The sequence below is a fragment of the Actinacidiphila sp. bgisy145 genome (genome assembly GCF_057708125.1).
Genome location: NZ_JBYIRL010000020.1, coordinates 1 through 13,777, shown reverse-complemented (window position 1 = coordinate 13,777; position 13,777 = coordinate 1). Strand labels below are relative to the sequence as shown.

The window sequence follows — 13,777 nt, the reverse complement described above, 5'->3', positions numbered from 1 at the left end:
CTTCGACATCGCTCACCTCTCACATCCGGAAGACGCCGAAGCCGCCCCGCGCGCCCTCGACCGGGGCGTTGTGGATGGCGGACAGGCACAGGGCCAGCACGGTGCGGGTGTCCCGCGGGTCGATCACGCCGTCGTCGTACAGCCGCCCGGACAGGAACATCGGCAGCGACTCGGCCTCGATCTGCTGCTCGACCATGGCCCGCAGCGCCGCGTCGGCCTCCTCGTCGTACGGCCGGCCCTTCGCGGCGGCGGACTGGCGGGCGACGATCGACAGCACCCCGGCGAGCTGCGCGGGCCCCATCACCGCGGACTTCGCGCTGGGCCAGGAGAAGAGGAAGCGCGGGTCGTAGGCGCGGCCGCACATGCCGTAGTGGCCGGCGCCGTAACTCGCGCCCATCAGCACCGAGATGTGCGGCACCCGGGAGTTCGAGACGGCGTTGATCATCATCGCGCCGTGCTTGATGATGCCGCCCTCCTCGTACGCGCGGCCGACCATGTAGCCGGTGGTGTTGTGCAGGAACAGCAGCGGGATGTCCCGCTGGTTGGCCAACTGGATGAACTGCGCGGCCTTCTGGGACTCCGCGCTGAACAGCACGCCCTGGGCGTTGGCGAGGATGCCGACCGGGTAGCCGTGCACCCGCGCCCAACCGGTCGCCAGGCTCGGCCCGTACAGCGGCTTGAACTCGTCGAAGTCCGAGCCGTCCACCACCCGGGCGATCACCTCGCGCGGGTCGAACGGGGTGCGCAGGTCGCCCGGCACGATGCCGAGCAGCTCCTCCTCGTCGAACAGCGGCGGGCACGGGTCCGGTTGCGGATCGGGGCCCTGCTTGCGCCAGTTGAGGCGGGCGACCACCCGGCGGGCGGTGCGCAGCGCGTCCGGCTCGTCCAACGCGAAGTAGTCGGCGAGGCCGGAGACCCGCGCGTGCATGTCGGCGCCGCCCAGCGACTCGTCGTCGCTCTCCTCGCCGGTCGCCATCTTCACCAGCGGCGGCCCGCCGAGGAACACCTTCGCGCGCTCCTTGACCATGATCACGTGGTCGGACATGCCCGGGACGTATGCCCCGCCGGCCGTGGAGTTGCCGAACACCACCGCGACGGTGGGGATGCCGGCCGCCGACAGCCGGGTCAGGTCGCGGAAGAGGGCGCCGCCGGGGATGAAGATCTCCTTCTGGCTGGGCAGGTCCGCGCCGCCGGACTCCACCAGGCTGATCAGCGGGAGCCGGTTGGCGAGCGCGATCTCGTCGGCCCGCAGCGCCTTGCGCAGCGTCCACGGGTTGCTCGAACCGCCGCGTACGGTCGGGTCGTTGGCGCTCACCAGGCACTCCACGCCCTCGACCACGCCGATCCCGGTCACCAGCGACGCGCCGGTGGTGTAGTCGCTGCCCCAGCCGGCCAGCGGCGACAGCTCCAGGAACGGCGTGTCCGGGTCGAGCAGCAGCTCGATCCGCTCGCGCGCGGTCAACTTGCCACGGCGCCGGTGCCGTTCGACGTACTTCGGGCCGCCCCCGGCCAGCGCCTCCTGGTGGGCGGCCTCGACCTCCGCCAGCCGCTCCAGCATCGCCGCGCGCCGCTCGTCGTACTCCGCGCCCTGCACGGCGCCCCGTACCGCGTTCATGCCGCACCGCCGTCCGCCGCCGGCGCCCGCCCCGCGCCGGGCGGCCCCGCGAACGCCTGCGCCACCGACAGCCACCGGTCCGCGTCCGGGCCCTGCGCGCGCACCGCCGTGTCGTCGCGGTGCCGCCGCCGGACCGCCAGCAGGCAGAAGTCCAGGGCGGGGCCGGTCACCCGCTGCGCCGCGTCCGGCGGCCCGTACGTCCACAACCCGCCGTCCGGCGCGGCCAGTTCGACCCGGAACTCCTCCGCCGGCGGCGCCATCCCGTGCACCGCGAAGGCGTAGTCCCGCGCGCGCACCGCGATCCGCGCCACATGCCGCAGCCGCGCGGTCGGCGCCCGCCGCACCCCGAACGTGTCGGCGACGTCCTCGCCGTGCGCCCAGGTCTCCATCAGCCGGCCCGTCGCCACCGACGCGGTGCTCATCGGCGGCCCGTACCAGGGAAAGCGCGCTCCCGGCGGCGCCGCGCCCAGCGCCTCCAGCAGCGCGTCCCGGCCCGCCCGCCAGCGCGCCAGCAACCGCGCGTACGGCTCGGCCGCGCCCGCCGCCGCGCCCTTGTCCACCGACGCGGCCAACTCCGCGAGGTCGCCGCCGAGTTCCGCGGTGAACCCGTCCGGGTCCCGCACCGCAAGCAGCGCCCGCCCGTCCGTCCACGCCAGGTGCGCGACCTGGTGCGCCACCGTCCACCCGGCAGCAGGCGTCCCCGCCGCCCACCCCTCCGCCCCGAGCGGCGCGACCAGCGCGTCCAGCGCCTCGCCCTCCGCCCGCAGGTCCTCCAACACGGCCTGTACCGCCCGCACTTCGACCACGGCCACCCCTCGCAGACCCCGCCCCGGACCGGACATGTGACAGCTCCCCCGAGCGTGCCAGCCCCGCATAAAACATTCAAGCACGCATGCATGTTTTTCGACCCGGACCGCGGGATGCCGCGCGCACCCCGTGCAAGTTCGCGCAAGGCTGTGTGGCGGCCGGGCGAACGGGAGCAGGACAGCGGTGCAGCTGTGCGCGGAGGCCTTCGCCGCGGCTTGGCAGCGCGCGGTCCCGCATGCCGACTACAAGATCGGCTGAGGCGGGCACAGTCGCAGTGGTGTCCCCGTCTTCCAGCGCCCCGTCCTCCAGCGTCCAGGGCGCACGCCACGCGCTTGGCCGGCGTCTGCGGGAGATCCGGAAGGAGCCATGACACCCTCAGCGGCAGGCGCCGACAGCGGACGGGGCCGGGGAGGGGCGGTCGTGGGGGTGCGGGGGGTGCTGTTCGATGTGGACGGGACGTTGTTCGACTACGCGGAGGCCGAGGCCGCCGGGCTCCGGGCGCATCTCGGGGCGGAGCCGGTGGCGGGGGTGGGGTCGGCGGGGGAGGCGCTGGTGCGGTGGCGGGAGCTGATGGCCGAGGAGTACGGGCGGTTCCTGGCCGGGGAAGTGGGGTTCGCCGAGCAGCAGCGGGCGCGGGTGCGGCGGTTCCTGGGGCGGCCGGGGCTGTCCGACGAGGAGGCTTCGGCGTGGTTCGGCCGGTACGCGGTGCGGCGGGACCTGGCCGGGGCGGCCTTCGCGGACGCCGAACCGGTGCTGCGGCGGCTCGCCGCGGACTACCGGCTCGGGGTGGTCTCGAACGCGGGCGCCGAGGGCCAGCGCCACAAGCTCGCCGCGGTCGGCCTGCTGCCCTACCTGCGCGGGGCGTTCGTCTGCTGTGACGAGTACGGCGCCGCCAAGCCCGCGGCCGGGATCTTCCACGCCGCCTGCGCCGCCCTGGGCCTGCCGCCCGGGCAGGTCGCGTACGTCGGCGACGACTACACCGCGGACGCGCTGGGCGCGCGCGACGCGGGCCTGCGGTCGTACTGGCTGTGCCGCGGCGAGCAGCGGCCGGGCGCCGCCGGGCCCGCCTCCGGCGTCCACGTCCTGCGCACCCTGCACGCCCTGCCGGCGGCGCTGGCCGCGCTCGCTGCGCCGGCCGACCCGCACCCCCGCAGGGGCGAAAAGGGCGCGATCCGGGGGCGGGGGAGCGGGTAGAGTCCGCGGTCTGATGAGCGCGACACTTGTAGCGAAGAACCTCGCGGCCGGGCACGGCGACCGGGCACTGTTCAGCGGCCTCGACCTGGTGGTCGCCGGAGGCGACGTGGTGGGGCTGGTGGGGGCCAACGGCGCCGGCAAGTCCACGCTGCTGCGGCTGCTCGCCGGACTCGGCACCCCCGAGGAGGGCTCGGTGCGGCGCTCGCCCGCCACCGCGAACATCGGGTACCTGCCGCAGGAACCCGACCGCAGGGAGGGCGAGACCGTACGGGCGTTCCTGGCCCGCCGTACCGGCGTCGCGGCCGCGCAGGCCGCGCTGGATGCCGCCACCCAGGCGCTGGTGGACGAGGCGCCCGGCGCCGACGACGCCTACGCCGAGAGCCTGGACCGCTGGCTGGACCTCGGCGGCGCCGACCTGGACGAGCGGGCCGAGGAGGCCGCGGGCTCCCTCGGCCTCGGGGTGGACCTCGACACGCAGATGCGGGCGCTGTCCGGCGGCCAGGCCGCCCGCGCCGGGCTCGCCTCGCTCCTGCTCAGCCGCTACGACGTCTTCCTCCTCGACGAGCCCACCAACGACCTGGACCTGGCCGGCCTGGAACGCCTGGAGAAGTTCGTCACCGGCCTGCGCGCCGGCACCGTCCTGGTCAGCCACGACCGCGAGTTCCTGGCCCGCACCGTCAACCGCGTCGTCGAACTCGACCTCGCCCAGCAGCAGGTGGCCAGTTACGGCGGCGGCTACGCGGCCTACCTGGAGGAGCGGGAGACCGCCCGCCGCCACGCCCGCGAGGAGTACGACGAGTACGCCGACACGAAGGCGGGCCTGGAGGCCCGGGCCCGGATGCAGCGCGGCTGGATGGACAAGGGCCTGCGCAACGCCGTCCGCAAGCAGCCCGACAACGACAAGATCGCCCGCAAGGCGCGCACCGAGGGCAGCGAGAAGCAGGCCGCCAAGGCCCGCCAGACCGACCGGATGATCGAGCGGCTGGAGGTCGTGGAGGAGCCCCGCAAGGAGTGGGAGCTGCGGATGGAGATCGCCGCCGCGCCCCGTTCCGGCGCCGTGGTCGCCACCCTGCGGCAGGCCCGGGTCCGGCGCGGCGACTTCACCTTCGGGCCGGTCGACCTCCAGATCGACTGGGCGGACCGGGTGGCGATCACCGGCGCCAACGGCGCGGGCAAGTCCACCCTGCTCGCCGCCCTCCTCGGGCGGCTCCCGCTGGACGAGGGCCACGCCTCGCTCGGCCCGGGCGTGGTGGTCGGCGAGATCGACCAGGCCCGCGGGCTCTTCCGCGGCGACGCCACCCTGCTCGACGCCTTCCGGGTGCCCGCGCCCGACCTCGAGCCCGCCGAGATCCGCACCCTGCTCGCCAAGTTCGGCCTCAAGGCCGCGCACGTGCTGCGCCCGGCCGCCACGCTCTCCCCGGGCGAGCGCACCCGCGCCGCCCTCGCCCTGCTCCAGGCCCGCGGCGTGAACCTCCTGGTCCTCGACGAGCCCACCAACCACCTCGACCTGCCCGCGATCGAGCAGTTGGAGTCCGCGCTCGCTTCCTACGAGGGCACGCTCCTGCTCGTCACCCACGACCGCCGCATGCTGGAGGCGGTGCACACCACCCGCCGGATCGAGGTCGACGGCGGCCGCGTCACGGAGGCCTGACCCCCGGCCCGCCGACCGGACGCAAGCGGCGGGCGGAGACCGGGGCGGGTCACCAACTCGGCATCACCGCCGCGGGGTAGCGCGAACCGGCCGCGCCGTGCGGCAGGATCTGCCGGATCTCGGCCAGGTCGGCCGCGGTCAGCTCGACCGCGGCCGCCGCGGTGTTCTCCGCCACCCGGCGCGGGCTGCGGGTGCCCGGGATCGGCACGATGTCCGGGCCCTGCGCCAGCAGCCAGGCCAGCGCGAGTTGCGTCACCGTGGCGCCCTTGCGCTCCGCGAGGGCGCCCAGCGCCCGGACCGCGGCCGCGTTGCGCTCGTAGTTGCCCGGCTGCCAGCGGTCGTCCCAGCTGCGCATGTCGTCCGCCGGGTAGTCCGCGGCCGGCTTCCACGCGCTGGTGAGGAACCCGCGGCCCAGCGGCGAGTACGGCACGAAGCCGATGCCCAGCTCGCGCACCACCGGCAGTACGTCGGCCTCCACGGCCCGCTCGAAGAGCGAGTACTCCGTCTGGAGGACCGACACCGGGTGCTCCGCGTGCGCGCGCCGGATGGTCTCCGGGCCCGCCTCGCTGAGCCCGAGGAAGCGCACCTTGCCTTCGGCGATCAGCTCGCCGACCGTGCCGGCCACGTCCTCGATGGGGACGTCCGGGTCGACCCGGTGCTGGTAGAGCACGTCGATGCGGTCCGTGCCGAGGTGGCGCAGGCTGTTCTCGGCGACCTCGCGGATGTGCTCGGGCCGGCTGTCCAGCGCGGTGCCGTACCGCTGCGGGTCGCTGAGGTCGAAGCCGAACTTGGTGGCGAGCACCACCTCGTCGCGGAAGTCCCGCACCGCGTCGCCGAGCAGGCGCTCGTTGGAGCCGTCGCCGGTGTTGTACAGCTCGGCGGTGTCGAAGAGGGTGACGCCGAGCTCCCACGCCCGGCGGATGGTCGCGGCGCCGTCCGCCTCGTCGCCGCCCGGGCCGTACGCCATCGTCATGCCCATGGTGCCGAGCCCGATCGCGCCGACCTGAAGGCCCTGCGTGCCGAGCCGGCGCTGAGGCAGCCGTCCGCTGCCGGAGCTGCCGGAGCTGCCGGAGCTGTCGGAGCTGTCGGAGTTGCCGGGGGAGCCGGGGGAGCCGGGGGAGCCCGCCGGGTTGCCCGTGCCGTTCATCTGGTCCTGGCCGCGCACGTCGCCCGTGCCGGCCTTGTCGCTGTGTGCCATACCTCCACGCTAGGAAGACACCCGCTGCGCCGCATGGGGCACTGATCGCATATTCTTGCCTGATCCTCTCAAGCAGGGGCGCTCGTACGACGGCGCAGGAGCCCGGCATGGACCAACTCGCGGCGGCGATCGCCCGCCACAGCGCATGCGGCTACGGCAGCGCAGGCAGTGGCGGCAGTCCGGACGGCGTCGGCAGCGGGGGCGACACGCAGGTGCCGCGCCTGACCCTCGTCGCCCTCGACGAGCCCGTACCCCCGGCGGACCTGCTCTACGAGCCGATGATCTGCTTCATCGCCGAAGGCGCCAAGCACTCCGCCGCCGGCGAGCGCAGCTGGCGCACCCGGCGCGGCGAGATGTTCCTCAACGCCCTGGTGCTGCCGGCCACGGTCGTCTTCGAACGCCTCCCGTACCGCGCCGCGGTGATGCGGCTGGACGGCGGCGTGCTCGCGGACCTGCTGCTGGAACTGGACGGCGCCGGCGGGCCGCCGCCCCCGCCGGTGCCCGCCGCCTTCGAGGGGCAGGTCTCCGCGCCGATGACCCCGCAGGTCGTGGACGCGGTCACCCGCTGGGTGCGACTGCTGGACACCCCCGGCGACATCCGCGCGCTCGCCCCCAGGGTCGAGGCGGAGATCCTCTACCGGCTGCTCGGCAGCCCGCTCGGCCCGATGCTGCGCCGGCTGGCCACGGCCGGCACCGCCGCCGCCAGGGTGCGCGCGGCTGCCGCGTGGATCAGCGCGCACTTCCGCGAACCGCTCACCGTGGAGGCGGTCGCCGCCGTCGCGCACATGAGCCCCGCCACGCTGCACCGGCACTTCAAGGCGGCCACCGGCATGGGGCCGCTGCGCTTCCAGAAGGACCTGCGGCTCCAGGAGGCCCGCCGCCGTCTGGTGTCCGGCGACGCCACCGCGGCCATGGTCGCCGAGGCGGTCGGCTACGCCAGCGCCACCCAGTTCAGCCGCGAGTACCGCCGCCGCTACGGCCTGCCGCCCGCGCGTGACGCGGTCCGGCTGCGCGCCCGCATGGCCGCGCCCGTCCCGCCCCGCACCGGCACCTGACGGGCACCGGACGGCCCCGGACGGCCCCGGACATGGTCACGTGGTCCGGGTCGCCTCGCAGGCGACCCGGACCACGTGGTCTACGGTGCGGCGGACCGCGGTGGGTTCAGACGGTCAGCTGACGTTGACCGCCGTGTCGTCCAGCAGGAAGGACGTGGCGAGCGAGGAGTCCTCGGCGCCGGTGAACTTCAGCGTGAAGGTCTTGCCGATCTGCGAGGACACGTCGATCGTCTTCAGCACGTAGCCGCTGGAGGCGTTGACGTTGGAGTACGTGGCGAGGGTGGTGGAACCGGCCGCGACGGTGAACTTGTCGTAGGCGGTCGAGCCGCTCTCGTCGGTGCTGATGTAGACGTAGAAGCTCAGGCTCGCGCTGGTGCAGGTCGACGGGATGGTCACCGACTGGGAGAGCGTGTCGGTGTGGGTGGAGCCGTAGCCGTCGAACCACGCCTTGTACGAGCCGCTGTGCGCCGGGGCGTCGGAGCTGCTGTCGATGACGCCGGAGGACGCGGTCCACCCGGTGGCACCGGACTCGAAGCCCGGGTTGGTCAGGAGCTGCGTGGCGGTGCAGCCGGTGCCGCCGCCGGAGGTGCTGACCGTCCAGGTGAAGGAGGTCGAGCCGGTGGCGCCGGTGCCGTCGGTGGCGGTGACCGTCACGGACGAGGTGCCCGCGGTGGTCGGGGTGCCCGAGATCAGGCCGGAGGAGCTGATCGACAGGCCGGCCGGCAGGCCGGACGCGCTGTAGCTGAGGGTCTGGCCGGAGGCGGAGTCGCTGCCGCTGATCTGGAGGCTCACCGCGGTGCCGGTCTTGGTGCTCTGGCTGCCCGGGTTGGTGACCGTCACGGTGTTGCCGCCGGTGGAGGTGCCGTTGGTGAAGGCGGCCGTGCCCTTGGGCGTGCCGAGGCCGGTCGGGCCGTCGTAGCCGGTGCCCGCGGTGCACAGGTAGCTGCCGCTGCAGCTGCCGTTGGAGCCGCTGGTCACGTCGTTGAGCGAGCTGGTGTGGGCGTAGGGGTAGGACGCCGGGGTGGTGCCGGAGGCCGGGGTGCCGGCCAGCGCGTAGACCGAGGCGATGATCGGCGACGAGGCGCTGGTGCCGCCGTAGACCTGCCAGCCGCTGGCGCCGTAGGAGTCGTAGACGGCCAGGCCGGTGGCCGGGTCGGCGACCGCGGAGACGTCGGCGATGGTGCGCTTGGAGCAGCCGGTGTCGGTCTGCCAGGTGGGCTTGGCGTCGTAGGACGAGCAGCCGGAGCCGGTGCCCTCGCTGCTGGAGGTGTTCCAGACCGTCTCGCTCCAGCCGCGGGTGGTGCCGCTGGCGCGGCTGAGCGCGGTGCCGCCGACGGCGGTGACGTACTTCGACGCCGCCGGGTACTCCGCGCCGTAGCCCTCGTCACCGGAGCTGACGGTGATCGCGACGCCGGGGTGGTTGAAGTACGAGGTGTCGTACGACGTGTCCGAGGAGGACTCGCTGCCGCCGTAGCTGTTGGAGACGTACTTCGCGCCCAGCGACACCGCGGTGTTCACGGCGGTGCCCAGGTTGGTCATGCTCGCGCTGGTCGCCTCGACGAGCAGGATGTTGCACTGCGGGCAGACCGCGCTGACCATGTCGAGGTCGAGCGAAATCTCGCCGGCCCAGCCGGAGTCGGCGGTCGGCAGCGAGGTGGTGCTGCCGCTCTGGTTGACCTTCTTGAAGCAGCCGTTGGCCGTGGTGCACGACGCCAGCCCGTACTGCGAGCGGTAGGTGGCGAGGTCCGCCTCGGCGTTGGGGTCGTCGTAGGCGTCGACGATCGCCACGGTCTGGCCGGAGCCGCCGCTCGGCAGCGCGTAGGCGCTGGCCAGGTCGGTGGGGCCGTAGCCGGACGGGGTGGCGTTCGGCGTGATGCCGAGGTGGTGCGCGACGTCGGTACGGGCCAGCCCCATGCACGACATCTGGCCGTCGGCCGGCGACGCGCACAGGTGCTGGACGTCCTTGCCCGCGGAGGGGCCGGTGGCGGCGGTGCCGTTGCTGTTCGCGGCGGCGGCCGTGGTGGTGGCGGGCGCCGCGGTGGCGGCGGTGGCGGCGTACATGCCGCCGGTCACGAGCGCGCCCGCGGCGAGGGCCGCGACGGCCGTGCGCCGGAAGGCCCGTCTGAACGGGCCGGTACTGAGCTGCAAGGAACTGCCCTCCATGGGGGGTGTATCGGGCGGACGAGGGCGGCCAGGGCGGATATGTCAAGAGCATGACAACGAACGCCGCGGCGTCGCCTCGACTTCAACGTGGCGCACGTTCACTGGTGGGGCGGAGGTGCGGGGGGTGCGTGGAACTCCGGCGGCCCGAGGGCCCTGGGTGGGGCGAGTGACGCGTGTAGAACTCGTGGAACACATGGAGCATGTGTCAACTCGCGTTCACTGACACCCCGTTGAGTGGTGACCAGATGAAGGTAGTGAGGACTATCGTCAAGGAACTACCGGGTGTTGGTAAAGGATTGCTCTTGACTTGACCCCGGGGTGCCACGGGACCGGCACCCGGAGCCACCGGATCGCTTCCGCGGGACGATCTTTGGCGTATACGGTCGGGACCCATGGAGACGGAGGACGGACCGGTCGGCGACCTGGTCGCGCTGGGGCTGGCGCGCTACGAGGCCCGCGTCTACCTCGCCCTGGTCCGCCGCGAGTCCTACACCGCCGCGGAGGTCGCCCGCGAGGCCGACGTGCCCCGGCAGCGGGTCTACGACGTGCTCGACGCGCTGGTCAGGCGGCGGCTGGCGACCACCAGGCCCGGCCGGGTCGCCACCTTCTCCGCGGTCGCGCCCGAACTCGCCGTCGCCCGGCTGATGGCCCACCAGCGCGAGACGCTGGAACGGCTGGACCGGATGTCCTCCGCGCTCACCTCAGCGCTGCTGCCGGTGTGGACCGAGGGGCGCACCCAGACGGTGCCGATGGACTACGTGGAGATCCTGCGCGACCCGAAGTCCATCGCGGAGGCGTTCGCCGACATCCAGGCGCAGGCCCGGCACGAGCTGCTGAGCTTCTGCAAGCCGCCGTTCGTCTCCTCCCCGACCAACGCCACCGGCATCAAGGTCGTACGGCGGATGCGCCGCTCCGGCGGCACGGTCCGGGCGATCTACACCAACGAAGCGCTGGACGACCGCGAAGTGCTGGAGAACGTGCGGAGGTTCGGCGCCGCGGGCGAGGAGAGCCGGTTCGCGGCCGAGCTGCCGCTGAAGCTGGTGGTGGCCGACGCGTCGCTGGTGCTGTGCGACATGCCCGACCCGGTGGCCGGCACCGACGCGACCACCGCGCTCTACATCGAGCACCCCGCGCTCGCCGCGTGCCTGCGGATGGCCTTTCTCACGGTGTGGGAGAGCGCGCGGTCCGCGGCGACCGACCCGGACTGACCGACCCCGTCCGACCGCCCCGCCCGACCGCCCCGCGCGGCGCCACGCACCCGGCGGCCGGGCGCCAACGCCGGACGCGCCCAGGTCCGGGAGCTACAGTGACGGCGTGGCCGTGTTCCTGCTGGGCGTGGGTGCCGCCTGCTGCCTGGGTCTGGGATTCGTGTTGCAGCAGCGCGCGGCCGCCCGTGCCCCGCGGTCGGACATCCTGACCTTCCGGCTGCTGCTCGACCTGATCCGGATGCCCGACTGGCTGATGGGCGTCGGCTTCATGGTCGCCGGGCAGGTGCTCAGCGCCGTCGCGCTCACCCATGGCGAGGTCTCGCTCGTCGAGCCGCTCACCGCGACCAACCTGCTCTTCGCGATGGCGCTGTCGCGCTGGCTGACCCGGCAGCCCCTGGGGTGGAGCGGCTGGGGCGGGGTGGCGCTGCTCGCCCTCGGGGTGACCGCCTTCATCGTCGCCGGGCAGCCGCACGGCGGCGGGCACGTCGCGAGCGCGCTGCGGCACTGGCTGGTCTTCGGGATCGTGGCCGGGCTGGCGGTGCTGGTCACCCTCTACGCCAAGGGGTTGCAGCCGTCCTCGGAGGCCACCTTCCTCGCGCTCGCCGCCGGGCTGATCTACGGGTTGCAGGACGCGCTCACCCGGATCTGCGGGTCCATCGCGGAGGACGACGGGGTCGCGCAGCTCCTGGTGAGCTGGCAGCCCTACGGTGTGCTCGTCATCGGGATCACCGGGATACTGCTGGTCCAGTCCGCGTTCGAGGCGGCGCCGCTGCGGATGTCGCTGCCCGCGCTCACCGCGGCGCAGCCGCTGGCCGGGATCGCGTGCGGGATCGGGTTCCTCGGGGACCAGATCCGGGTCACGCCGCTGGCGCTCGCCTTCCAGGCGGCCGGGCTGGCGGCGGTGGTCGTCGGGGTGCTGCTGCTCGGGCGGCACCCGGCGATGCCGCAGGGGCCGCAGCGACGCGAGCGCCGAGGCGCAACGCGGGTCGCGTAGCGGGCCGCCCGCCCGCCCCCGCGCGCCGGGTTTCCGGCGGCGGGCCGGTTGGTGGCGCGGTCGCGCCGTACGGGGCTCGGGCCGGTATTCGGGCTCACCGGTGGTGTCGGCTGGGCGCGCAGTTCCCCGCGCCCCTGGGGTGGCCCTGGCGGTGGGCGGTTGGCTGGGGGGTGCGTTGTGGTTTGCGCCACGCGCCCCTGGGGTGCCGTTCGGTCAGGGGGTCCAGGTGAAGGTGGGGGTGCGGCCGGTGAGGAAGGCGGTGGCGCCCTCGTCGGTGTCGGGGGTGGTGGCGGCCTGGTGGGCCCAGTAGGCGGCGCGTTCGGGGGTGGGCGGGCCGGCGGCGAACTCCTTGGCCGCGGTCTGGGTGAGCCGGGAGCGGGTGGTCAGGGTGGCGGCGAAGGCGCGGACGCGGGCGTCGAGGTGGTCGGCGTCGGGCAGCACCTCGTCGACCAGGCCGGTGCGCAGCGCCCGCTCGTCGTCGATCAGCTCGGCGGAGAACAGCAGGTACTTCGCGGTGGCGGGACCGGCGACGGCGACCAGGCGCCGGGTGGAGGAGGCGGCGTAGACGATGCCGAGCCGGGCCGGCGTCACCCCGAAGCGCGCCCCCCGCGCGGCGAACCGCAGGTCGCAGGCGACCGCCAGCTGGCAGCCGCCGCCGACGCAGAAGCCGCGGACCGCGGCCACCGTGGGCTTCGGGAAGGCGGCGAGGGCCTCCTCGGCGGTGAGCGCGGCCTCCTGCACCGCCTGCCGCCCCTCGGCGTCGGTCAGCTCGCCGATGTCGGCGCCCGCGCTGAACGCCTCGCCCTCGCCGGTGAGCACCAGCACCCGTACGCCGGGGTCGGCGGCGAGCCCGGCCAGCACCCGGGGCAGCGCCAGCCACATGCCGAGCGTCATGGCGTTGCGCCGGGCGGGGTTGCTGATCGCGACGGTGGCGACGCCGTCCTCGGTGCTCACCAGCAGGCCGGGGCCGAACCGGGACATCATTCGCTCCTTCGATCGGTGCACATGCACCGACCAGGTGCAGCCGGTCGATCCTAACCACGCGTGTCGCCCCGGCCTCGACCGCCCCAACCACGCACCCGGCGGTCGGAAGGGGCGCCCCCGGCGATCCCCGCCGGTCCGACCCGGTCGGGAAACGCGCAAAGTCGCGGATTTGCGGTCTCCCGCATGTGCGGGTCGCAAGGGCGCGGACACTCGACGGGTGAGGTCGATTCTCCCGGTCCCCCCGGTGCGCCCGTTTTCCCCGGCGCGCGCGGCGGGCATGTCGGCAGGCCCTGTCGGACGAGGTCACGCGAAAGCGATGGTGGGTGCGGTCATGGAGGTCCGCGGGAGTGTCCCGCTCGGTCAGGCCCCGATCCCTGCTCCGGTGCCGGTGCCCCGGCCGTACGAGGGGGTCTGGCGGTTCACCGCCCCCACGGTCGACGCCTCGGTGCCGGAGGTGCGGCACGGCGTACGCGCGCTGGTGCGGGAACAGGGCGTCCCCATCGACGACGACATGCTCTTCGGCCTGCTGCTGATCGTCTCCGAGCTGGTCACCAACGCGGTCAAGCACGCCGCGGTGCTCTCCGCGGAGTTCGCGGTGGAGCTCGCGGTGGGGCCGGAGTGGATCAGGATCGCGGTGGAGGACAACCACCCGTACCGGCCGAAGGCGCTGGAGGCCGACCACGGGCGCACCGGCGGGCGCGGCCTGGTGCTGGTCAAGACGATCACCGACGAGGCGGGCGGCTCCTGCGACATCGCCAAGACGCCGACCGGCGGGAAGGTGGTCTGGGCCGCGCTCCCGCTGCGCGCGCCCCGGTACTGACCGCCACGGCAGCCGCAGGGCCGCAGGCCGGGCGGTGCAGGAACGGTACGGCAAGGGCGCGGCCGGGGAATCCCAGCCGCGCCCCTCC

At 74.2% G+C, this 13,777-nt stretch carries 11 protein-coding genes; 6 read left to right on the top strand and 5 right to left on the bottom strand.

The genetic code is table 11. The annotated features are described in order from the left end of the window. Nucleotides 1-19 precede the first annotated feature (19 nt). Both AC3ERT_RS19085 and AC3ERT_RS19080 read right to left on the bottom strand, forming a co-directional pair. The gene (locus AC3ERT_RS19085; protein ID WP_435175583.1) at nucleotides 20-1,615 is read right to left on the bottom strand and encodes an acyl-CoA carboxylase subunit beta; all 1,596 of its coding nucleotides are present in this window, start codon (nucleotides 1,613-1,615) and stop codon (nucleotides 20-22) included. Next, entirely contained in the window at nucleotides 1,612-2,421 is an 810-nt protein-coding gene (locus AC3ERT_RS19080; RefSeq protein WP_435175581.1) for a TIGR03084 family metal-binding protein, read from the bottom strand. Before AC3ERT_RS19080 ends, AC3ERT_RS19085 begins: the two co-directional genes overlap by 4 nt. A gap of 436 nt (nucleotides 2,422-2,857) precedes the next feature. Here AC3ERT_RS19080 and AC3ERT_RS19075 point away from each other — a divergent pair, with 436 nt between their 5' ends. Both AC3ERT_RS19075 and AC3ERT_RS19070 read left to right on the top strand, forming a co-directional pair. Next, the gene (locus AC3ERT_RS19075; RefSeq protein WP_435175579.1) at nucleotides 2,858-3,616 is read left to right on the top strand and encodes an HAD family hydrolase; all 759 of its coding nucleotides are present in this window, start codon (nucleotides 2,858-2,860) and stop codon (nucleotides 3,614-3,616) included. A gap of 13 nt (nucleotides 3,617-3,629) precedes the next feature. Further along, nucleotides 3,630-5,267: an ABC-F family ATP-binding cassette domain-containing protein gene (locus AC3ERT_RS19070; RefSeq protein ID WP_335978576.1), complete on the top strand. Its 1,638-nt coding sequence runs from the start codon at nucleotides 3,630-3,632 to the stop codon at nucleotides 5,265-5,267. A 49-nt stretch (nucleotides 5,268-5,316) separates the two neighbouring features. Here AC3ERT_RS19070 and AC3ERT_RS19065 read toward each other — a convergent pair whose 3' ends face one another. Next, nucleotides 5,317-6,465, bottom strand: coding sequence for an aldo/keto reductase (locus tag AC3ERT_RS19065; RefSeq protein WP_435175577.1), 1,149 nt, complete (start codon nucleotides 6,463-6,465; stop codon nucleotides 5,317-5,319). 107 nt (nucleotides 6,466-6,572) lie between these two features. On the opposite strand from AC3ERT_RS19065, the gene AC3ERT_RS19060 reads away from it, so the two are divergent. Then, entirely contained in the window at nucleotides 6,573-7,520 is a 948-nt protein-coding gene (locus tag AC3ERT_RS19060; protein ID WP_435175575.1) for an AraC family transcriptional regulator, read from the top strand. A gap of 114 nt (nucleotides 7,521-7,634) precedes the next feature. On the opposite strand, the gene AC3ERT_RS19055 is transcribed toward AC3ERT_RS19060, so the two are convergent. After that, complete coding sequence (locus AC3ERT_RS19055; RefSeq protein WP_435175573.1) at nucleotides 7,635-9,683, bottom strand: putative Ig domain-containing protein; 2,049 nt, start codon at nucleotides 9,681-9,683, stop codon at nucleotides 7,635-7,637. A 392-nt stretch (nucleotides 9,684-10,075) separates the two neighbouring features. Here AC3ERT_RS19055 and AC3ERT_RS19050 point away from each other — a divergent pair, with 392 nt between their 5' ends. Together AC3ERT_RS19050 and AC3ERT_RS19045 are read left to right on the top strand one after the other, a co-directional pair. Beyond that, on the top strand, nucleotides 10,076-10,891 hold the full coding sequence (locus tag AC3ERT_RS19050; protein WP_435137261.1) for a TrmB family transcriptional regulator: 816 nt from the start codon (nucleotides 10,076-10,078) through the stop codon (nucleotides 10,889-10,891). Between the two features lie 106 nt (nucleotides 10,892-10,997). After that, a complete protein-coding gene (locus AC3ERT_RS19045) occupies nucleotides 10,998-11,885 on the top strand; it encodes a DMT family transporter (RefSeq protein ID WP_335978569.1) in 888 nt (295 codons plus the stop codon). A 213-nt stretch (nucleotides 11,886-12,098) separates the two neighbouring features. On the opposite strand, the gene AC3ERT_RS19040 is transcribed toward AC3ERT_RS19045, so the two are convergent. Then, nucleotides 12,099-12,866, bottom strand: coding sequence for an enoyl-CoA hydratase/isomerase family protein (locus AC3ERT_RS19040; protein ID WP_435137265.1), 768 nt, complete (start codon nucleotides 12,864-12,866; stop codon nucleotides 12,099-12,101). Between the two features lie 334 nt (nucleotides 12,867-13,200). Between AC3ERT_RS19040 and AC3ERT_RS19035 the strand changes: the two genes are divergently transcribed. Further along, nucleotides 13,201-13,689 carry an ATP-binding protein gene (locus AC3ERT_RS19035; protein ID WP_335978566.1) on the top strand — a complete coding sequence of 163 codons (489 nt, stop codon included), beginning with the start codon at nucleotides 13,201-13,203 and terminating at the stop codon, nucleotides 13,687-13,689. The last annotated feature ends 88 nt before the right edge of the window (nucleotides 13,690-13,777 follow it).